This is a genomic window from Autumnicola lenta (assembly GCF_031846515.1).
GTDB classification, from domain to species: Bacteria; Bacteroidota; Bacteroidia; order Flavobacteriales; family Flavobacteriaceae; genus Autumnicola; species Autumnicola lenta.
Genome location: NZ_JAVRHO010000004.1, coordinates 66,880 through 88,046, shown reverse-complemented (window position 1 = coordinate 88,046; position 21,167 = coordinate 66,880). Strand labels below are relative to the sequence as shown.

Annotated in this window: 20 protein-coding genes, 2 tRNA genes and 1 pseudogene; 13 read left to right on the top strand and 10 right to left on the bottom strand. The window is 39.5% G+C overall.

Annotation, left to right across the window (positions count from 1 at the left end; genetic code table 11):
• Window positions 1-33: 33 nt before the first annotated feature.
• The 3 genes from RM545_RS03750 to RM545_RS03740 form a co-directional block, all read right to left on the bottom strand.
• Window positions 34-288, bottom strand: coding sequence for a hypothetical protein (locus RM545_RS03750; protein ID WP_311493976.1), 255 nt, complete (start codon window positions 286-288; stop codon window positions 34-36).
• A gap of 104 nt (window positions 289-392) precedes the next feature.
• Complete coding sequence (locus tag RM545_RS03745; RefSeq protein ID WP_311493975.1) at window positions 393-947, bottom strand: DinB family protein; 555 nt, start codon at window positions 945-947, stop codon at window positions 393-395.
• Between the two features lie 57 nt (window positions 948-1,004).
• Window positions 1,005-1,541 carry a Crp/Fnr family transcriptional regulator gene (locus tag RM545_RS03740; protein WP_311493974.1) on the bottom strand — a complete coding sequence of 179 codons (537 nt, stop codon included), beginning with the start codon at window positions 1,539-1,541 and terminating at the stop codon, window positions 1,005-1,007.
• Between the two features lie 336 nt (window positions 1,542-1,877).
• On the opposite strand from RM545_RS03740, the gene RM545_RS03735 reads away from it, so the two are divergent.
• Window positions 1,878-3,686 (top strand): DUF885 domain-containing protein, encoded by a 1,809-nt coding sequence (locus RM545_RS03735; protein ID WP_311493973.1) that lies wholly within the window; start codon window positions 1,878-1,880, stop codon window positions 3,684-3,686.
• A 40-nt stretch (window positions 3,687-3,726) separates the two neighbouring features.
• Here RM545_RS03735 and RM545_RS03730 read toward each other — a convergent pair whose 3' ends face one another.
• From RM545_RS03730 to RM545_RS03720, 3 genes are all read right to left on the bottom strand, one after another.
• On the bottom strand, window positions 3,727-4,902 hold the full coding sequence (locus RM545_RS03730) for a type II restriction endonuclease (protein ID WP_311493972.1): 1,176 nt from the start codon (window positions 4,900-4,902) through the stop codon (window positions 3,727-3,729).
• Complete coding sequence (dcm, locus tag RM545_RS03725; protein ID WP_311493971.1) at window positions 4,841-6,079, bottom strand: DNA (cytosine-5-)-methyltransferase; 1,239 nt, start codon at window positions 6,077-6,079, stop codon at window positions 4,841-4,843. The genes RM545_RS03730 and dcm overlap by 62 nt, the downstream gene beginning before the upstream one ends.
• Window positions 6,080-6,182: 103 nt before the next feature.
• On the bottom strand, window positions 6,183-6,608 hold the full coding sequence (locus RM545_RS03720; protein WP_311493970.1) for a very short patch repair endonuclease: 426 nt from the start codon (window positions 6,606-6,608) through the stop codon (window positions 6,183-6,185).
• A 167-nt stretch (window positions 6,609-6,775) separates the two neighbouring features.
• On the opposite strand from RM545_RS03720, the gene RM545_RS03715 reads away from it, so the two are divergent.
• Window positions 6,776-7,000 carry a hypothetical protein gene (locus RM545_RS03715; protein WP_311493969.1) on the top strand — a complete coding sequence of 75 codons (225 nt, stop codon included), beginning with the start codon at window positions 6,776-6,778 and terminating at the stop codon, window positions 6,998-7,000.
• A 20-nt stretch (window positions 7,001-7,020) separates the two neighbouring features.
• Here the strand turns inward: RM545_RS03715 and RM545_RS03710 are convergent, their stop codons facing one another.
• Complete coding sequence (locus RM545_RS03710; protein WP_311493968.1) at window positions 7,021-7,305, bottom strand: hypothetical protein; 285 nt, start codon at window positions 7,303-7,305, stop codon at window positions 7,021-7,023.
• Window positions 7,306-7,368: 63 nt separating this feature from the next.
• A complete protein-coding gene (locus RM545_RS03705; RefSeq protein WP_311493967.1) occupies window positions 7,369-7,779 on the bottom strand; it encodes a DUF983 domain-containing protein in 411 nt (136 codons plus the stop codon).
• A 139-nt stretch (window positions 7,780-7,918) separates the two neighbouring features.
• On the opposite strand from RM545_RS03705, the gene RM545_RS03700 reads away from it, so the two are divergent.
• The 7 genes from RM545_RS03700 to RM545_RS03670 all read left to right on the top strand — a co-directional run bounded on the left by RM545_RS03700 (window position 7,919) and on the right by RM545_RS03670 (window position 16,418).
• Window positions 7,919-9,838: an ABC-F family ATP-binding cassette domain-containing protein gene (locus RM545_RS03700; protein WP_311493966.1), complete on the top strand. Its 1,920-nt coding sequence runs from the start codon at window positions 7,919-7,921 to the stop codon at window positions 9,836-9,838.
• A 65-nt stretch (window positions 9,839-9,903) separates the two neighbouring features.
• Window positions 9,904-11,019: an efflux RND transporter periplasmic adaptor subunit gene (locus RM545_RS03695; protein ID WP_311493965.1), complete on the top strand. Its 1,116-nt coding sequence runs from the start codon at window positions 9,904-9,906 to the stop codon at window positions 11,017-11,019.
• 22 nt (window positions 11,020-11,041) lie between these two features.
• On the top strand, window positions 11,042-14,239 hold the full coding sequence (locus RM545_RS03690) for an efflux RND transporter permease subunit (RefSeq protein ID WP_311493964.1): 3,198 nt from the start codon (window positions 11,042-11,044) through the stop codon (window positions 14,237-14,239).
• Window positions 14,223-15,560: a TolC family protein gene (locus RM545_RS03685; protein WP_311494080.1), complete on the top strand. Its 1,338-nt coding sequence runs from the start codon at window positions 14,223-14,225 to the stop codon at window positions 15,558-15,560. The genes RM545_RS03690 and RM545_RS03685 overlap by 17 nt, the downstream gene beginning before the upstream one ends.
• A gap of 16 nt (window positions 15,561-15,576) precedes the next feature.
• Window positions 15,577-15,759 (top strand): CPXCG motif-containing cysteine-rich protein, encoded by a 183-nt coding sequence (locus RM545_RS03680; RefSeq protein ID WP_311493963.1) that lies wholly within the window; start codon window positions 15,577-15,579, stop codon window positions 15,757-15,759.
• Window positions 15,760-15,836: 77 nt separating this feature from the next.
• The gene (locus RM545_RS03675; RefSeq protein WP_311493962.1) at window positions 15,837-16,190 is read left to right on the top strand and encodes a SpoIIAA family protein; all 354 of its coding nucleotides are present in this window, start codon (window positions 15,837-15,839) and stop codon (window positions 16,188-16,190) included.
• A gap of 155 nt (window positions 16,191-16,345) precedes the next feature.
• Window positions 16,346-16,418: transfer RNA gene (locus RM545_RS03670), tRNA-Met, on the top strand.
• A 113-nt stretch (window positions 16,419-16,531) separates the two neighbouring features.
• Here RM545_RS03670 and RM545_RS03665 read toward each other — a convergent pair.
• A pseudogene (locus RM545_RS03665) lies at window positions 16,532-16,971 on the bottom strand (ISL3 family transposase).
• An 82-nt stretch (window positions 16,972-17,053) separates the two neighbouring features.
• Window positions 17,054-17,126 (bottom strand) — tRNA-Phe (locus RM545_RS03660).
• Between the two features lie 101 nt (window positions 17,127-17,227).
• Here RM545_RS03660 and RM545_RS03655 point away from each other — a divergent pair.
• The 4 genes from RM545_RS03655 to lptC are packed head-to-tail and all read left to right on the top strand — an operon-like array spanning window position 17,228 to window position 21,154.
• Window positions 17,228-17,959, top strand: coding sequence for a type III pantothenate kinase (locus RM545_RS03655; protein WP_311493961.1), 732 nt, complete (start codon window positions 17,228-17,230; stop codon window positions 17,957-17,959).
• The gene (bamG, locus tag RM545_RS03650; protein WP_311493960.1) at window positions 17,956-19,191 is read left to right on the top strand and encodes a BamG family beta-barrel-assembly machinery protein; all 1,236 of its coding nucleotides are present in this window, start codon (window positions 17,956-17,958) and stop codon (window positions 19,189-19,191) included. The genes RM545_RS03655 and bamG overlap by 4 nt, the downstream gene beginning before the upstream one ends.
• Before the next feature lie 15 nt (window positions 19,192-19,206).
• The gene (locus RM545_RS03645) at window positions 19,207-20,583 is read left to right on the top strand and encodes a hypothetical protein (protein WP_311493959.1); all 1,377 of its coding nucleotides are present in this window, start codon (window positions 19,207-19,209) and stop codon (window positions 20,581-20,583) included.
• 1 nt (window position 20,584) lies between these two features.
• Window positions 20,585-21,154 carry an LPS export ABC transporter periplasmic protein LptC gene (gene lptC / locus RM545_RS03640; RefSeq protein WP_311493958.1) on the top strand — a complete coding sequence of 190 codons (570 nt, stop codon included), beginning with the start codon at window positions 20,585-20,587 and terminating at the stop codon, window positions 21,152-21,154.
• Window positions 21,155-21,167 lie beyond the last annotated feature (13 nt).

The window sequence follows — 21,167 nt, the reverse complement described above, 5'->3', positions numbered from 1 at the left end:
TGAGTATAATTGCTGCGGAAGAAGAATGCGGAATTAATTAAGGGAGCGGTTAAACCGCGTCATCATCTTATAGGCGCATCGGAAGATTTTCTGCTTTTTTGATTTTTTTGAAGATCCGGAATTTATCATTTCTATTTTAATAAATTTTCCGCCCAGTTTATAAAAGCTTATTTCCTGCGGAAGAACAAGTGCTCCGGATTCATTGACTTTTATGCCACTGTGCTTCCTGAAAATAAAATCGCCCACACACTTTTTTATCAGATTTGAATTTTTTGAAGCATCTTCCATGACTGCATATTTTTTAATTAAAAGTGATATAATTTACAAAAAATAAATTGATGGTCGTAAAATTTTGATGGTTTTATATTTATAAGGAGGTTTTTTTATGGGTTTTATATACTGGTTTCTTTTAGTGATTTTTGCGCCTGCAAAACATGCCGTTCGTTGTGATAAATCATTACTCTAAAAGTATCTCCCAATTTCAATTTTAGGAAACTTGAGATGCTAATGGAAGTCTTTGTTTTATTAAGGCTAACATTTCTGGCGCTGTCCAGGAGTTCCAACAGCTTCTTTTGCTGAACAATAAATTCTTCAATGGTTCTCTTGTCAAGCTTGCTGCCGGCGGGATTTTTATTTTTAAAGGTTTTTATCTTTTTCATGTTTTCTCCGGGCAGCATCATTTGGGCAAAGTAATTACCGATTCGGCCGGATTTGAACTTATCTTCAGCAGCGTGAGAACTTCGGTTGATCCGCTTTTCTATCTCGGGCAAATAGAAGTCTCCGTAAAGGTTAAGGTGTTTCAAACATTCTAACGCACTCCAGGACCCGATGTTCTCCTTATGATTTAATTTTTCCAATGGAAGCATCATTAGTTGTTCTGCTTTTTGGAGATTATCACGGGTTCGCTCACTCAAATCAGCAATGAGGTCTTCAGAAGATGATTTCATATTATATATTTTAAAAACAAATATCGAAGCTTTTGTAAACGCAAACCTTGATCTGAATCAAGACTTTTTAATTCTTGAAAATGTTTCCGGAGTCATTCTTAAATAGGAAGCGATATAGCGACCGGGAATTTCCTGAAAGAGCCGCGGACTTCTTTGCAGGACCCTTTGATATCTTTCGGAAGGGGAGGAAGTAAGCAGGTCTCTTTCTCTTTCCATTTGCTGAAAAACCAGTTGCTCCAGGATTACGTGCCATAGTTTCAGGTTTTCGGAATTGCTGAAAATGAAGTCTTTATATTTCCTTTTTTTGATCATTTTTACCCGCGTCTTCTTCAAGGCCTGGATATAAAGATCTGAAGGTTGTTCACTAATGAAGCTATCGAGCGCGGCCACAAAATTGCCCTCGTATGCAAAACGAATAGTATGCTCCTCTTCCTCGTCAATTATGAAAATCCGCAGGCTACCTTCAGAGACATAATAAAGTTTGGTGTCTGTACTTCCGCCTACTTTAAGATATTCATTTCGGGAAAGTTCGGCTTCCGCATCCCATAAATTTTTAGCATCTATTTTCTGTCTTAGCAGCTTCAGTGGATCCATAAGTTTGAATGTTCTTTCCTATTTTTTTTAAGTTGACTATTTACTGTCCTGCAAGGTCTTTTTTGACCTTGTAGGTCTGATTGAAAATGGAATTTTCCATATAAAATAGACGAATTTTAATTATACCTACGAGGTTTCAGAAACCTCGCAGGATTTTGTAATGTAATGTCACGTCGAGCGCAGTCGGGATGCTCTATAATTACAGTTTTCTCCTGGTTTTTATCCATGCCGGAAAAATCCAATTTAATCAATAGCAATAAGCAGTTGGCAATAAACAATAGATAATGAACAATGAACATTTTTCCTATCTTCGTTACTTCATCTAAACTTTCAGGAATGTTTAAAAAGGTAATTACTGCGTTACTACTGGGCCTCGTGCTTACAGGGTGTAAAGACGAAAATACTAATCAGGAAGATATAGCTATGGCGGCCGGTGCAAAACTGGATACCATCCTGAATAATTATTACGAAGACGGACTGCGGCTGAATCCAATTTCAGCAACCACTTCAGGGGATATGCGCTATAACGATCGTTTTCCGAATTCACTTTCAGATGATTATCACGACAGTTTGCGTGATTATTACACGACCTACAGGGATAAAGTGCAGGCAATTGACGATGCAAATCTTGCAGAAAGTGAAAAAATGAGCAGGGAGATCCTGTTGTGGGAGACAGAGATAAATCTTGAAGGGCTGGAGTTCGAAAAGAATAAGTATATGCCTATCGACCAGATGTGGTCGGTTAACCTTTTTATGGGGCAGCTCGCCAGTGGCATGGGAGCGCAGCCGTTTAATACGGTAGCAGATTACCGAAACTGGCTTAAGCGTGTGGACGGTTATCTTACCTGGATGACTTCTGCGGAAGAAAGAATGCGCGAAGGAATGGCCAAAGGATATGTCCTGCCGGTTTCCCTGATCACGAAGGTGATTCCGCAGTTCGCTTCTATGGCTGAAGGTAATGCTGAAAATCACCTGTTCTTTGGACCGGTGAACAATTTCCCTGAAAATTTTTCTGAAGAGGAGAAAACGCAGTTGACGGAAGAATACAGGCAGATGATTGAAGAAAAAGTGATTCCTGCGTATAAAAAAATGCACGATTTTATGACAGAGGATTATCTTCCGGAAGGTCGTGAAAGTAGCGGAATTGCTGATATTCCCGGCGGTGAGAAATTCTACAGGCACCAGATCAAACTTTATGCTACCACGAACATGACTGCGGAAGAAATTCATCAACTCGGGCTGCAGGAAGTGGAGCGTATCTCGGAGGAAATGATCGAGGTGAAGGAGCAGGTAGGTTTTGAAGGTAGCCTGAAGAAATTTTTCAATTATGTGCGGGAAAATAAGGAGCTGATGCCATATAGTTCTCCGGAAGAAGTGATTGCGAATTTTGAAGACATTCACCAGCGAATGCAGCCGAACCTGAACAAGCTTTTTAATGTAAAGCCAAAAACAGCTTTTGAAGTGCGAAGGACTGAAGAATTCCGTGAGAGTTCTGCCAGTGCCGAATATAATCCAGGCTCTCTGGACGGCACCCGTCCCGGAATATTTTATGTTCCTGTTCCCGATGCTGCTGCGTACAATGTGTACAGCGACGAATCTTTGTTTCTGCATGAGGCGATCCCGGGGCATCACTACCAGATTTCTTTAACCCAGGAAAATGAAGATTTGCCGGATTTCCGGAAAACCCTTTGGTACAGCGGCTATGGTGAAGGTTGGGCGCTTTATTCTGAATCCCTTGGAAAAGAATTGGGACTTTATACAGATCCTTATCAATATTTTGGAATGCTTGGCGCAGAAATGCACCGTGCGGTAAGGCTGGTGGTAGACACGGGTCCGCACAGCAAAGGCTGGACCAGGGAAGAGGCGATACAATATTCGCTGGATAACGAAGCCGAATCTGAAGCCAGTGTGATTTCAGAAATTGAAAGGTATATGGCCAATCCCGGCCAGGCGCTTTCTTATAAGATCGGTCAGCTTAAGATACAGGAATTGCGTGATAAAGCCCGTACAGCATTGGGAGACCAGTTTGATATCAGAGAGTATCATAGCAAAGTACTGGAAACCGGAGCCGTACCTCTACAGTTATTGGAAAATAAAATTGACCGGTGGGTGGAAGAAGCTCAGGCTGAAGGAAGTCAGGAATAGAGGATCCAAAAATTGGCATTTTTGAAGCCTCTCTAAAAAGTTACTTTCCTTGTACTTGATTTACATATCCTATGAAATTCTCAAGAGAAAAAATCTGTTCTCGAAACTCTTCAGGGAATGTGAATTTATTTTGTTTGGGTACAACCAAGCGGACGCCCTGATCCGTCATTTCCCGCAATTGATTTTTGCTAACTCCTTGTTGAAGGGTGAATAAATGTTTTGTCCGGATTCTATCTGCCTCGCTCGTTATCTGGCGCCATCGATCTTTACATGTTGTTTTTGCACCCAGAAAAATCAATTTATTTTCATCAAATTTAGGATTATCGTAAGCTTCTTTTCCAGGAAAAATGAAATCAGGGATTTTTTTTCCTTCTGTTATTACCTGAGTTTCGTATGTGACTTCGAATGCTCTGAAAATTTCGTCAAGATGATGTTCCAAGGATCTTCCCGCTCTGCTCTTTCTTCTGTTAAGAATTTGATTAGCCGTTTTTACCAACTGCTCTACATCCTGAAATGGTGTTTGAATTAAATGCGAATAGCGACTATTTTCGACCATTCGGAATAGCTGGAACTCAGCGTTTACCCATTCTAGGATTTGTTTGTCAGGATTCCTGCGAATGCCTGCTGCTGTAAGGTTGTTAGCTGTGTTGTAACACCTCCGGGCTTGCAGAGCCATTTGGACTGTTGGAGGAAAATCTACTTTCAGATTATCAATAAAACGGTTGAAACATTCTAGAAGTATGTTTTCTGCTGTTTCTGCAAACTGTGAAGGAATAATTTGATTCGTATTATTAGCTGAGATGTTGACAGCAGTAAAAAATTCTTCCATTTCGTCATCTGTCTGCAAAACAAATCCTTCGTAATAATCATTAGCCTTTTTGCAAAGAATAAGTAAATCACCCACATTATCTTCAGATAGAAAAGGAAAGCCTTTCTGAAACCTAGTGATACGATATTCATTCCTGGTTCCTACACCATAGTAGATAAACCGGCTTTGAGTCTCAAAGTTGTCTTGCCAATTAATGGTGACGAATTTTTCCTTATTGCTTCCCTTTTGCCCTTCTTCATCAAAAAGAAGAGACCACGCATTCTTTGCTATATGGAAGCCGGATTGATGTCCGCCGGTGGCCCCAGTATCATTTGGTGTAATAAATTTAGAGTATGCTATTTGCGACTCCTGTACAGCCTGAATGGCTTTTTGTAGAATTTCCTGCATTTATTTTTTCCAATTCTTTAATAATATTTGCTCCCACTGCCTGCATAAGGGGTACAACTACAGAGTTTCCGAACTGTCTATAACCTTGGTTATTCGATACGGGAATTAAGAATGAATCTGGATATCCTTGTAGCCTTGCACATTCTCTTGGAGTAAGTCTTCTAGGATTTCTTCTTTCCTGAGGGATAAGAATTTCAGAACCATCTTTGTAATATCTTGCGCTCAAGGTTCTTGTAATTCCATCCATACTGGCCATGCCAAATCCGAAACCGTTACCTTTTGCCTTGTGTTTTGCCGCGTAGTCCTGTAAATACTTCCATAATTTATCAGAAAGTGTGTATTTTTCTTCTACTTTTTCTTCAAGGATATCTTCAAGAGCAAAAGGGATTTCTTCTCGTTCCGGAAATTGAAACTCCTCCTTACCTCCGAAGATATCTCTTCGAAAACCAACTATAATAATTCTCTCCCTGTGTTGAGGAACATAGTACTTGCCATCCAGTACCTTGTAATGGATGTTGTATCCTAATTCTTTAAGAGCTTCTCTAATCACTATAAAAGTCTTCCCCTTGTCATGAGAAACTAAATTTTTTACGTTCTCAAGAAGAAAAGCTTTAGGCTTCTTTTTTTTCAATATCCTGACGACATCAAAAAAAAGTGTACCCTGAGTTTCATCTAGAAATCCGTGCTTCCTCCCAAGAGCATTTTTTTTAGAAACTCCGGCAATGGAAAATGGTTGACACGGGAAACCGGCTACCAGAACTTCATGATCTGGTATATTAGCCTCATCAATTTTTGTAATGTCACCAAAAGGAACTTCTCCGAAATTTGCCTCATATGTTTTTTGAGCAAAATGATTCCATTCACTGGTGAAAACGCATTTTCCTCCTAAATTCTGAAGGGAAAGTCTAAAACCTCCTATTCCTGCAAAAAGATCTATGAATTTAAATTTTGGTTTCTCAGGAGGGGGAAAAGGTACATCCCATTCTATAGGGAAGCTTAATTGATCTGGATCTTTGTCTTTAAGAATATTTTCCTCGCCTAAATTTTGGAGATATTCCTTTGCAGGATTTGAATAGTATTTAGCAGATCCATTTTTATCTGCATGTAAAAAGTGGGTCAAATAAGCCAATTCCATTTGTTCTGGCTTAGAAACCTTAATATCTAATTTGCTTCTCAATTCGGAATATTTCTGCATGCTTCCCTCTCAATTTTATCAGTGGCAAAATACAAAGTTTCGTTTCTAATAAATGATTTTCATTTCAGATAATTTCAAAAACTTTCTAACAGACACCATCGGTTATCTTTTTCAGTAAGTTTTCTAACGTGTTATTTATTTTTTCTGATTTTAAGTCACATTCATAAATTTGAATAATTTTCCATCCTAGATCTTTTAATTTTCCTTCATTCTCCTGATCCTTGTTCTTTGTCTTTTCTATTTTCTCTGTCCACCATTCGGTTCGGGTCTTAGGAATTTTGAAGTATTTACAGTCTTCATGTCCATGCCAGAAGCATCCGTGAACCATAATTATAGTTTTATATTTAGGCAAGACAATGTCTGGCTTTCCTGGAAGTTTTTTTTCGTGAAGTTTATATCTGAATCCGTTCGAATGAAGAAATTTCCTAACCAGCATTTCGGGTTTGGTATCTTTGCCTTTAATTTGGCTCATGTTATAGCTTCGGGTTTTTTTATCGTGTACATCCGCCATGCAAAGAATCCTGCAAAATTCTTTCCAAACTGCAGGAATTTGTAATGTATAAAGGTACCGAAGCGAAATTTATTTAAGATATTATTTGTAGTTATTCTGCTGGAAATTAGTTACTTATTTATATTTTATCAGTATCTTTAAGAAGATAAAATAAAAAATGTTAAGTTGTGGAAAAGTTTCTTGTATTTGGAAAAAGAGCAACTAATGCTCTATGGGAGGATGAAAGTGATCTTGATGCTGTTGTAGAGGCTATTGATGATTTGGAAGCAGAGCTTTGCAAATTTGATCCTCAAACTACTCCAGTGCATGAGATACTGAATATGTATAGTCAATGGACTGACTATTCTTATTTAACTCCTGAACAGTATACGTCCATAAATGAGCGGTTATAGCATTTACCTTTTTTATTTAATCAGGGAATAAGAGATTTAGTTTTTATTCTTCCGCTAATGAAGGTCATCATCTCGTAAGCTTTTTCCAGTGCTTCTTCCTTATTAGCTGCATGCGCTGAGTATGCGCCATCTTCAAAACCGATTTTTGTAAATGTTCCGCTTAGTTGCTGAAAATTTATTTCGTAAGGAGGAGTAAAGTTTCCCATTCTATCTACGCTAACGCTAAATTGATTTTCTGCATCTTCAAAAATGAAGTTGCCTTCGTATTGCTCCACCATTTGCCAGTTTTCGGGTATATTTTTCATTTTTTAAAAGGATTAAAACCGATATAATTTACGATTTAATCCTGAAATCCTTTAAAAAAAACATTATCCGTTTGCATTTTTTTCAGTAGCTCTTTTTCCCGCCGCACTATCATAGCTAAAAAAGAAATTGATCCAGATATTTCTTGAAAGCCGCATTATTATGGGTCCAAAAACAACAAGGGTAGCTACGATTACAAGGAATGCAGTAAGGGGTGTGCTGCCAAAGAAAAAGTAGGAAATAATAAATGCTGCCACGGCAAACGCGACTCCCACGGCATAGCTTACATACATGGCGCCAAAGAAAAATGAAGGTTCGATCTTGTACTTAGTGCCGCAATTGGAACAGCGCTCGGGCATTTTAAAGATGCTGCTCAATTTGTATGGATTCGGTTCTTTATAAATGCTTTCTTCCTGGCATACGGGACAGGTTCCGGTAAGTATGCTGTACAGTTTTGTTCCCTTTAAAAATTTCATCTGAAGTCGGTTTTTGCAAAATAGTCTGCTGAGGTGAATGCCTAAAAATTCACATTATCGCAAAAAGCATTTAAGCGCCTCAATATCATTTTTTTTGCTTCACAAATTTAATCATCTTTGCAAAAATTAATCAATTTTCATGCTTAACATTCATAATCTTTCCGTTTCGTTTAACGGAGAATATCTTTTTGAAGAAATAACTTTTCGTTTAGGTGCCGGGGATCGTGTAGGTCTTATCGGGAAGAACGGTGCGGGAAAATCTACGATGCTTCGTATAATTTCCGGAGAACAGGAGTACGACACGGGTAGTATTGCAAAAGATAAGGAGCTGAGAATTGGCTTTTTAAAGCAGGATATCGATTTTGTAAGGGGCCGTACCGTGCTTCAGGAAGCGCAACAGGCTTTTGAAGAAATCAAGAAACTGGAAAAGCAGATCGATCATATTAACGAGCAACTTGCAACAAGAACAGATTATGAGAGTGAATCTTATACGCAGCTTATCCAGGATCTTAGCGAAATAACGCATCAATATGAGATTATTGGAGGTTATAACTATGAAGGTGAAACCGAAAAGGTACTGCTGGGTCTCGGATTTAAACGTGAAGACTTCGGGAAACTCACTGATACTTTTTCGGGAGGATGGAGAATGCGTATTGAACTGGCAAAACTTCTGCTTCAGAGTAACGATATTTTGCTTCTGGATGAGCCTACCAACCACCTGGATATTGAAAGTATTATCTGGCTGGAATCTTTTCTGAATAATTATGCCGGGTGTGTGATCCTGGTTTCTCACGATAAAATGTTCCTGGACAATGTTACCAACCGTACCATTGAAATAAGCCTGGGTCAGATCTATGATTTCAAGAAGCCTTATTCAGAATTTATGGAGCTAAGGGGAGAGCTTCGGGATCAGCAACTGGCTGCCCAAAAGAATCAGCAGAAAGAAATTGAGCAAACGGAAAAACTGATAGATAAATTCCGCGCTAAAGCTTCTAAAGCTTCGATGGCGCAATCGCTGATCAAAAAACTTGATAAAATAAATCGTATTGAAGTTGATGAGGATGACAATGCGGTAATGAATATTACCTTCCCTGTTTCTGTACAACCGGGAAAAGTTGTGGTGGAAGCAGAACACGTAGGGAAATCTTACGGTGATAAAAAGGTGCTGGAAGATATTAACCTGTTGATCGAGCGGGGAAGCAAAATTGCCTATGTTGGCCAAAACGGACAGGGGAAAACAACTCTTGCCAAAATGATCATCGACGAAATTCCATATACCGGTAATCTTAAACTGGGACATAACGTACAGCTTGGATATTTCGCCCAGAACCAGGCAGATTACCTGGATGGGGAGAAGACAGTGCACGAGATTATGATTGATTCTGCAAACGAGAAGAACCGAAGTAAGGTGCGTGATATGCTGGGTTCATTTTTATTCCGTGGAGATGAAGTAGATAAGAAAGTGAAAGTTCTTTCCGGTGGTGAGCGTAACCGGCTTGCCTTATGTAAATTATTACTGCAGCCTTTTAACGTGCTGGTAATGGATGAGCCCACCAACCACCTCGATATAAAATCCAAGAATGTTTTAAAGGAGGCGTTAAAGAAATTTGAAGGAACGCTTATTCTTGTTTCACACGACCGGGATTTTCTGCAGGGATTAACGTCAAGAGTTTATGAGTTTAAAAACAGGAATGTAAAAGAGTATCTTGGGGATATCGATTATTACCTGGAGCAACGGCAGTTTGAGGATATGCGTGCTGTAGAGAAGCGGGAGAAGCAAAAAGCGGCAGTCCAGGATAAAGCTGAAGCTTCGCCTAAACAATCTTACGAAGATCAGAAAAAGCTAAAATCACTGAATAACAGGCTGAGTAAGGCAGAAGCCAGTATTACAAAGCTTGAAAAAGAGCTAAAGGAAAAAGATGTGGCACTTGCCTCCAATTATGAAAAAACAATGGAGCAGCCGGAATTTCTTAAGAAGTACAATTCAAAAAAAATGGAACTTGAGAAATTCATGAAGGAATGGGAGAAAATTCAGCAGGAACTGGACAGGTATAACTAGCATTATTAAATTTTTTTTGACTTCAATTAAACTAATTCGGTTTTTTTAAGTCCTAGTATTGAATTATGGACAAACGTAAAATTATTCTCTCGGTATTAGGACTGGTTCTAATAGTTCTATCTTTTTTTGGGGCAAAGGCAATTATTGCCAGTAATGTGCAGGAAACACCGCCTGTTTCAAAAGTTGTAAAAAAGGTTTTTGTTGATACTGTTCAAAACCGGACGGTGCCAATTGTAGTTCCCGCCAACGGAAGTGTGACGGCCTTGCAAAGATTCGAATTATATTCAGAAGTACAGGGAATCTTCCTGAGCAGCAGCAAAGAATTCAGACCCGGGCAAAAATATAGCCGGGGTCAGATTTTGCTCAATATCGACTCAGATGAATTTCAGGCCAGTGTGCAATCGGCAAAAAGTGATCTCTATAATAGCATAACGGCTATTATGCCCGATTTGCGTATGGATTATCCGGAGGTTTTTGAGAAATGGCAAACTTATCTCAACAATTTTGATATCCGCAAAACGGTTCCTCCTTTGCCGGAACTGGACACAGATAAAGAAAAATATTTTATTACAGGCCGCGGCATCATCTCTTCCTACTACGCTATTAAAAATCTCGAGGAAAGGCTACGGAAATACGCAATAGTCGCTCCTTTTAGCGGGGTGCTTACTGAAGCGCTGGTAAATGAGGGAACGTTAATCCGGCAGGGTCAGAAATTAGGTGAATTTATAGATCCATCTGTATACGAGCTGGAAGTAGCTATTGCCAAAAAATTCAGTGATTTGCTTCAGGAGGGAGCGAAAGTAGAACTACATAATCTTGATGGAACTCAGACCTATGAGGGTACTGTAAGCAGGATAAACAGCCGGGTAAACCAGGAAACACAAACAATCCAGGTTTTTATTCGCATTGAAGATGAAGATGTTAGCGAAGGAATGTACCTGGAAGCGAGACTGGATGCTAATGCCGAGGAGAATGCCATCGAAATACCGCGTGAACTTTTAGTAGATCGTTCCAAAGTCTTTGTTGTTAAGGATAGTGTGTTGGATCTTGTGGAAGTAAATCCTGTTTATTTCACAAATAATTCTGTTGTAGTAAAAGGGCTGGAGGACGGTGCCAGGTTGGTATCTGCATCTGTACCCGGAGCGTATTCAGGAATGTTGGTCACCATAGAAGAAGAATAGCTCCGGCAAAAATCCGATAGTCTTGAGAAAAGTAATAAGTTATTTTATTAAATATGAGGTTGCGGTAAATATCGTAATCTTCGCATTTGTCATTTTTGGGGTTGTTGGGGTCTTAAACATGAAATCCTCCTTTTTTCCGCTTCAGGATTCAAGGATTATAAACATAAATATAAATTATCCCGGATCAGCTCCGGAAGAGATTGAAGAAGGAATTATCCTTAAAATTGAGGATAACCTTAAAGGGCTGGACGGGATAGATCGTGTTACTTCTACCGCACGTGAAAGCGGAGGTTCTATTACTGTAGAAATTGAGCGTGACGAGAATATCGACGTTATGCTAAGCGAGGTGAAGAATGCGGTAGACAGGGTGCCTAATTTTCCCGGTGGCATGGAGCCTCTTGTCGTTGCCAAGGAGGAAAGGGTAAGGTCCACCATTAGCTTTGCTATTAGCGGCGAGAATATTCCGTTGGTTACCCTTAAAAGAATCAGCGAACAAATAGAAAATGATTTGCGCCGGCTGGACGGGGTTTCCCAAATCGAAATCTGGGGTTTCCCTGAAGAAGAAATTGAAATTGCAGTAAGTCAGAACGACTTGCTGGCTTACAATCTTACGTTTGAAGAGGTGGCGCAAACCGTTGCCAGTGCAAATATCCTCTCTACCGGCGGTACCATTAAAACCGATGCTGAAGATTATCTTATTCGTGCCAACAGCCGTGTATACTATGCAGATGCGCTTAATGATTTGGTGGTTCGATCTACATCTACAGGGCAGATTATAAGACTTGGAGATATTGCAACGGTAAGGGATCAATTTGCAGAAACTCCAAATGCCTCTTTTTTTAACGGAAACGTTGCCGTAAACGTTCAGGTAAGCAATACCAATAACGAAGACCTTCTCTCCACTGCAGAGCAGGTGAATGAATATGTAGAAACGTTTAATGAGAGAAACAGCAATATAAGACTGGATGTAGTTAGCGATTCTTCCATTACACTTGGCCAAAGAACACAATTACTGCTGGAAAACGGACTGGTGGGAATGTTGCTCGTGCTGTTTTTTCTTTCGCTTTTTCTAAATACCCGCCTGGCGTTTTGGGTTGCTTTTGGGTTACCTGTTGCCTTTTTGGGAATGTTTATTTTTGCAGGATCTCTGGGTGTAACAATTAACGTTCTTTCCTTATTTGGAATGATCATCGTGATTGGTATTCTTGTAGATGACGGGATAGTAATTTCAGAAAATATTTATCAGGAATACGAAAAAGGCAAGCCGCCAATCCAGGCAGCACTGGACGGAACAATGGAAGTGTTGCCTTCTATCCTTTCTGCTATAATTACTACTATTCTTGCTTTTTCAACCTTTATGTTTCTGGACAGCAGGATAGGTGAATTTTTTGCTGAAGTATCTACTGTGGTAATTCTTACTTTGGTGGTTTCCCTGGTGGAGGCACTTATTATTCTTCCCGCGCATATTGCTCATTCCAAAGCTTTAAGAAAGAATACAGAAGAAAAAAAGACCGGTATTGCGGGGCTTTTTCAAAAGATGCGGGTGATAAACCGTACCGGAGACAAAATTATGCAATATCTGCGTGATAAAATATACAGCCCTGTACTTGCTTTTGTGCTTAGGCAACAGATTCTCTCCTTCGGAATTTTAATGGCTGTCCTGATCCTTACCATAGGATCTATAGGAGGAGGCTGGATACGCGTCACCCTTTTTCCCAGTATTGCCAGTGACCAGGTAAATATTAGTCTGTTAATGCCGGAAGGTGTAAATCCTGCCCGTACAGATTCTATTATTTCTATGGTTGAAGCTGCCGCCTGGAGAGTAAATGAAGATTATTCTGAAAGACAATCTGGTGATAAACAGGTTGTCGAAAATATTATAAAAAGAGTAGGTCCTGGAAATAATAAAGCTTCTCTACAGGTAAATCTACTCCCAGGAGAGGAAAGGGATTTTGGTTCTCCGGAAATAACAAATTCCATTCGGGAAGAAGTAGGTCCTGTATACGGAGTCGAAAATTTAACTTTTGGATCTGGTGGTAATTTTGGTGGTTCCCCGGTTTCGGTTTCTCTTTTAGGTAATAACCTCGAGGAGCTTGAGGCTGCCAAGGAAGACCTGAAAGCCATTTTTGAAGATAATCCTTTGCTAAAAGATGTAACCGATAGTGATCCGGAAGGGATAAAAGAGATAAATGTGAAGCTTAAAGATAATGCTTATGCCCTGGGGCTTGATCTTGGTAACGTAATGCGACAGATCAGGAATGGTTTCTTTGGAGCCCAGGCGCAACGTTTCCAGCGGGGACAGGATGAAATAAGGGTGTGGGTGAGGTATAATCGCGAAAACCGTTCTTCTATAAATGACCTGGACGATATGCGTATCCTTACACCTTCAGGCGACCGGGTTCCTTTTGACGAAATAGCCAACTATGAAATTATTAGAGGAACAGAGTCCATTAGTCACCTTGAAGGACTTCGGGAAATAAGAGTTAGTGCAGATATGGAAGATCCTAACGGCAGTTCTACCGAAATTCTGGCAGATATAAGGGAAAATGTAATGCCGGAGATCCTGGCTAATTATTCCAGTCTTACAGTTTCTTATGAAGGGCAAAACCGGGAAGCAGATAAACTTTCAAGTTCGGCTAAAGCAGTTCTTCCAATCATCTTGTTCCTTATTTATGCTACGATTGCCTTTACTTTCAGAAGTTATAGTCAACCCTTACTGTTAATGCTTATGATTCCATTTAGTGTTATTGGGGTGGCATGGGGGCACTGGTTACATGACTTCCCTATAAATGTTCTTTCCGCTCTGGGCATAATAGCGCTGGTGGGAATTATGGTAAACGATGGGCTGGTGCTGATAAGTAAATTCAATGGATTTATGAGGGAAGGCCTGCTGTTTAAAGATGCACTTTATGAAGCAGGACGGGCCAGGTTCAGGGCAATATTCTTAACGTCGCTAACCACAATTGCAGGGCTTGCACCTTTGCTTCTGGAAAAAAGCCGGCAGGCGCAGTTTCTGAAACCTATGGCTATTTCAATTTCTTATGGGATTGCTATTGCTACCGTCCTAACTCTCTTGCTTTTGCCTTTGCTATTGTCTATTAGTAATAATATTAAAATTGGAGGGAAGTGGCTTACCTCAGGAGAAAAACCAAAGGCTGAAGATATGGAGCGCTCTATTAAAGAACAAAAAGAAGAAAATGAGCATGAGGATAATAAGTAGCTGTATTTTTCTTTTAGTTATTGTACTTACCAGCCAGCTGACTGCACAGGTCCGGGATTCGGTATTGACCAAGGAAGAGGTTATAACCCGTGCGCTGGAAAGTAACTACGGAATCAAAATTGCAAATAATCAGGTAGAAATTGCGGAAAACAACCAGAGTATCCTCAACTCCGGTTACCTTCCATCTCTGGCAGGAGTTGCCGGGGCAAATTATGATCTTAATAACCGGACCACAGAACCCGAGAATGGAGATATTTTAGAACAGAGAGGAATTGAAAGTAATAGATATAATGCTGCTGTAAATCTTAATTATACCCTTTTTGATGGCCTTGGCCGGTATTATAATTACAAAAGCCTGAAAGAACAGTATAACCTGTCACAACTTGAAGCGCGGGAGACAATAGAGAATACCATGCTTCAATTATTAAGCATATATTACGAAGTAGCCCGGTTAACAGAAAATATTCAGGTTTTGGAAGAAACCCTGCAAATATCAAAAGAACGAAAAATAAGAGCGCAGTATCAATTTGATTATGGGCAAAGCAATAATCTTGCGGTACTCAACGCACGTGTAGATGTGAATAATGACAGTGTAATCCTTATTGATACAAGGCAGCAGCTTGCCAACTCCAAAAGAGATCTAAATGTGCTCTTAAACAGAGAGATTTCTGCAATTGGTTTTGCCGTGGACACTACTGTAAATTTTCTTCCTGGACTACGACTGGAAAGTTTTATAGAAAATGCGGAGGCAAACAATGTTTCCTTACTTCAGATCGAAAGAAATATCACTATAAGTGAATATGATATCAAAATAAGTAGATCCAGATATTTACCCGCTATTGGTTTGAGTGGCTCTTATGGCTGGAATAGAAACCGTAGTGCAGCGACGGCATTTTTTCCTGGTTCTACTACTATTACAGACGGACTCTCTGCCGGGGTAAGTTTAAGTTGGGATATTTTTGACGGGGGTCAAACTTTTGTGCAGGTGCAAAATGCAAAGATTAATTATGAAAATCAGGAATTACTTAAGGAGCAGATAGAACTTGAAGTAAAACGAGACATTGCAAATGCGCTTAATAACTTTGAAAATAAGTATTTCATTTATAAGATTCAGGAGGAGAACGTGTCCACTAATCTTGATAATTTTGAACGATCCCGGGAAGAATTTAGCCTGGGCCAGATAACTTCTATAGAGTTCCGGCAGGCGCAAATAAATCTTCTTAACGCAAGAACAAGCCTGAATTTAGCTAAATATGATGCCAAACTCGCCGAATTGCAGTTACTGCAGCTCACGGGTCAGTTGCTTAACGTGGAACTGTAAAGAAAAGGAGAGAGATATGTACGAACATTACTTTCAGTGTCCCTACTGCTGGGAAGAAATTTCTGTTTTGCTGGATCCTTCGATGAGGAGGCAGACCTATATAGAAGACTGTGAGATATGTTGCAATCCCCTTGAAATAACCGTGAGTTTCGAGTCAAATGAAATAACAGAGTTTGATGCGCAAAGTATTGAGCAGTAAACAAGATATTATTTAAGAAATAGCTCTAAAAGTATGTCGGATTTTTTTCTAAATTAGGGTCTTAACTTTATGAAACTATGGTCTCGACTTTTGAATTTGCTGAAAATGTTATTGGAGTAACAATAAATTCAGATATTGATGATGAGCTAATGAAGAATTTGGTGTCGATGGTTTCCGAGAGAATGGAAGAACATGATAAAGTAAGCTTGTTTTGTGAACTAAAAGCAGGAAACGAATTATCCTTTACAGCTTTTCTAAGGAATTTAGGCTTTAATGTGAGTCACAGGGGGGAGTTTTATAAAATCGCAGTCGTTACAGATGAGTCATGGATAAAGAATGCCTTTGAATTTAAGGACCTGATAGCGGCAGCAGATATTACAATTTACGACAATGAAAACAGGCTGGAAGCACTTAGCTGGATTACTCAATAATTTTTTTATTTTTTCTTTGTGAAAGTTGAAATCAGTTGTATATTTGCAGTCCAATATCGCGGATAGCAAAGCATGCTTCGGCTGGCTTAACAGAAAGTTCGCTCATCGGGATTATAACCCGAAAGTTCTTATAAAAATTTATTGGAATATTATATCGCGGGATAGAGCAGTAGGTAGCTCGTCGGGCTCATAACCCGAAGGTCACTGGTTCGAGTCCAGTTCCCGCTACTAGCAAAGACAAGGCTTCACAGAAATGTGAAGCCTTTTTTTATTTCTACTAGTACAGAATAGCGGATCAAGAGTAAATGGTGGATCAAGAACATTTTCTGGGTTTTTGGTTTTTAAGCAAATAATTTTTCGAGTCTATACAAGAAGAATTCTGTTTTTCTTGCTCCTCTTAATTGTGCTCTAAATGCTTTTATTTTTGCATTGAATGACTCGGCGGAAGCATTGGTGCTACGATTTTTAAAATTATGGAGTGGTAATTAGAATAGATGCTGTTTGCTACCGTGTTGAAGCTTTTAAATCCGGACTCTTCTACTTGTCTGTACCAATGCGCCAGTTTTGTATAGGCTACACCTTTGTCGATTGCCTTATTGAATATATTCCTCAGTCCATCTACTAGATTGTAGGCTTTTTCTATGTCAGGATATTTGGTAAATAAAATAGCAGCTCTTTCCTTTTGACTATTGGTCCACTTGTCTCTCAATTTATACAATAAATACCTGCTTCTGGCTAAAAGTTGTTTTCTGCTATCGCTCTCATTATTCAATTCCCCCACAACTTTTGAGAATGATCCCTTTTTCAGTCCAAGCGGTGCTGTAAAACGAAAAAACCCAAGACGTTTGTCTCGGGTTTTCAAGTGGTGCCTCCAGGAATCGAACCAGGGACACAAGGATTTTCAGTCCTTTGCTCTACCAACTGAGCTAAGGCACCAGTGCTTGTAAGCGGTGGCAAATATAATTTCATTTTTATTAACTCACAAAGGAAATATTAAAAAAATGCTTTTGTAATTTAGTAATTTCAAATTTTGCCTCATGAATTTAGTAGTAGATATTGGAAATACTTCGGTTAAAATGGCTGTTTTTCAAAAGAATAGCCTTTTAGATAAACGGATTTTTTCCCTGTCAGATTTTTTTAAAAATTTTCGAAAAATAAAAGATCAGTTTCCGGAAATTAAAGATTGCATGCTCTCCAGTGTAGTGAATACCATTTCTGAAGAAAAAAAAATACTTCAGCAAAGCACAAATCTTATTGAACTGACTCCGGCTTTATCACTGCCCTTTAAAAATAAATATGCTACTCCTTCTACTTTGGGGAAAGATAGAATTGCCCTGGTCGCCGCGGCTGTGGCAAAATTCCCCCAGAAGAACACATTGGTTGTTGATGCAGGGACTTGTGTGACTTTCGACTTTAAAAATAAAAAAGAAGAGTATTTAGGTGGTGCTATTTCTCCCGGTCTGGAAATGAGATTTAAGGCGCTGCACAAGTTTACGGCAAACTTGCCGTTATTAAAACCAGGAGAGAATTTGCAGTTAATCGGCACTTCTACAGAAGGGTCTATTAACTCTGGAGTGGTAAACGGACTGCTGCTGGAAATTGAAGGTGTAATGGCCTCGTATGCCACTGAATACAAAGATTTAACAATTATTTTAACAGGTGGAGATACTCAATTTTTGTCAATGCGGTTAAAAAATGGCATATTTGCCAATTCAAATTTTCTCCTGGAGGGATTGAACCACATTTTAGAATTTAATAAGACTCAATGATAAAACGATTTCTGGTAATCGTAGCTATTCTATCTACCGCCTTGACGGCTGCTCAGGAGAACATTGCTTCTCCATATTCATACTACGGCATAGGACTTACTAACTTTAAAGGAACTGTTGAAAACAGGGCTATGGGTGGGTTAAGTATTTTTTCTGATAGCATACATTTAAACCTTAGAAATCCCGCTTCATATGGTAGACTTCGACTTACAACATATAGTTTGGGTGCCAGTCATGAAAGGACTACCCTTAAGTCTGATGAAGCCGAGAGTGAAGCTGAAATTTCTTCTTTGGATTATTTAGGTATAGGAATTCCTGTTGGAAACAATTTAGGTTTTGGACTGGGTTTGGTGCCATACACCTCTGTGGGATATAGGGTCTTAGATGTGAATGAGGATGTTGCGAGTAGACTTAATGGACGGGGAGGGATGAATAAAGTTTTTCTTTCAGCCGGATATCAGTTTAATAAAAACTTTAGTATTGGTGTTGATGCCAACTATAACTTCGGAAATTTTCAAAACAGAAGAGTCGTCGTTCGTGAGGATATCCAGTATGGAACAAGGGATATACGTCGCTCAGATATTCAGGGGTTTAACTTTAACTTTGGATTAGATTATCAGGCCATGCTTTCAGATGACCTAAGATTGCATGTGGCGGGTACCTATGCTCCTGAAGTAAATCTTTCTTCAGAAAATTTCAGAGAGCTGGCTACGGTGGCTTTTATTCCTACAGGCGAAGCTATTGTAGAAGCAAGGAACCTCGATGTGGCTGATACAGAATTTGCTCTTCCGGGACAGTTTACTCTTGGCGGGGGGATTGGAGAACCCCGAAAATGGTTTATCGGTGGGGAATATAACAGCATTGGAAAAAGTTCTTTTCTTTTAAACAATTCAGATGATGCTGAATATATGGACGCCGCGCAGTACAGAGTTGGAGGGTATTATATTCCGCGTTATAACTCTTTTACCAGTTACCTTGGAAGGGCGGTATATCGTGGCGGTTTTAGATATGAAGAGACAGGGCTGCAGCTCAACAATCAAAGTATAAATGAGTTTGGCATATCTTTTGGAGTGGGATTACCTGTAGGAGCACAATTTTCCAATTTAAATCTGGGAATCGAGTATGGTCAGCGCGGTACAACAGATTCAGGATTAATACAGGAAAACTTTTTTAAGGTTTCAATAGGATTGTCTTTAAATGATAAGTGGTTTGAAAGAAGAAGATTTAATTAATCAAATACATAAAAAATGAAAACGAAATTTATAGCATTAGTCACTGGGGCGTTATTAGGTTCAGGCGTAATAAGTGCGCAGTCCAATGATTGTCCAACGATGGCTGCACTGGCGTATGATGATGCCAAAGCTAAAAATTATGACGCGGCTTACCAGCCTCTGCAAAATGTTAGGGAGAAATGTCCGGACTACAGTTTGGCAACATACCAATATCTTGAAAGGATTTTAGAAGATAAAATTAATAAAGCTGGAAGCGAGGCAGAAAAAGAACCTCTTATAGAAGAACTTGTTTCTGTATGGGAGCAGCGTCTTGAGCTTTATCCTGAACAAACAAGTAAAGGGAAAGTTTATGGTGATATTGCACAACTTAAGTACGATAATAAAATAGGTACTAAAGAAGAGTTGTATAACGCATATGATAAAGCATATACTGAGGATAGTGAGAATTTTACCAGTGCAAAAGGTCTTTATGCATATTTTGACCTGATGGTAGAAATGCAGGATGCAGGAGACAGAGAACTTCAGGATGTTTTTGACATTTACGATAGGGTAATGGCTAAAATAGAAGAAGAAGAGAATGATGCTGCTGAAAATTTAGCTCCGCTTCTTGAAAAGCAGGAGGCAGGTGAAGAGCTTACTTCTAAAGAAACAACGCAAATCAAGTATGCTGAAATTAACCTGAATAATTACAATATGGTTAAAAATGCACTTAATGCTAAGTTGGGAGCAAGGGCAGATTGTGATAACCTTATTCCTTTGTACAAGAAAGATTTCGAAGAAAGGAAATCAGATGTAGATTGGTTGCAGAATGCCAACGCCAGGTTGTCTGCTAAAGACTGTACAGAAGATCCGTTATTTTTCGAGGTTTCTGAAGCTTTACACCAGTTACAGCCTTCCGCAAATTCTGCTTTCTCATTAGGACAATTGGCAGAGGCTGATGGCGACAGAGCTAAAGCTCTTGAGTATTATAATGAAGCTGCAGAGTTAGAGGAAGATCCTAGTGATCAGGCAAGGATTTACTATAGAATTGCAAGCAACTATAAAGAAAGAGGAAGCTTTGGTCAGGCAAGAACTTATTATAGAAGAGCTTTGGAAGCAAGACCTTCTATGGGGACTGCTTACTTGCAAATCGCTAATATGATTGCTCAGAGTGCTAACAATTGTGGTGATACTCCTTTCAACAAAAGAGCGGTCTACTGGTTGGCTGCAGATTACGCTGCAAGGGCAGGTAGGGTAGATCCTTCTATCTCCAGTAATGCAAGCCAGGCAGCAGCAAGTTATAGAGGTAGAGCTCCCCAGAAGTCTGAAGTATTCCAGGCTGGTAGAAGTGCAGGAGAAGCGATACAAATAGGATGCTGGATTGGTGAGACAGTCCGTATCCCTCAGATGTAGAATGAAGTTTACATATAATCATATAATTTCAGGTATTGTCACGCTTATCGGCGTGACAATACTTTTTTCATGCCAGGGCAACTTGAATGAAGTCCGTGAAATGGACTTAGAGGGAGATTCGCCGCAGGCGGTTGCTGAAGGTTTAAATCTTAAGTTCACTGATTCTGGCAGGCTCGTTGCTATTTTGCGTAGTCCTAAAATGTTCGATTACACCAATAAAGAATTCCCTTACCGGGAATTTCCTGATGGGGTTGAAGTAGAGTTTTTTGATGAAGAGAATAAGAAGAACACTGTAAATTCCAATTATGGTATTATATATGAGGAAACGGGTTTAATTGATCTTAGGGGCAACGTAATTATTGTTACTAGTGATAGCACCCAGTTAGAAGCGAATCAGCTTTATTGGGATCAGAACAGGAGCTGGGTATTTACAGACAGGGCTAACACCATCAAATTCCCAAATGGTGCTGTAAACGAAGGACAGGGTTTTGATTCTAACCAAAATTTCGGTAATTTCCGTTCCAGGACAAACGTAGGAGTACAAATAATAGACGAAGAAGAGGATGAGTAAATACTTCAAATTT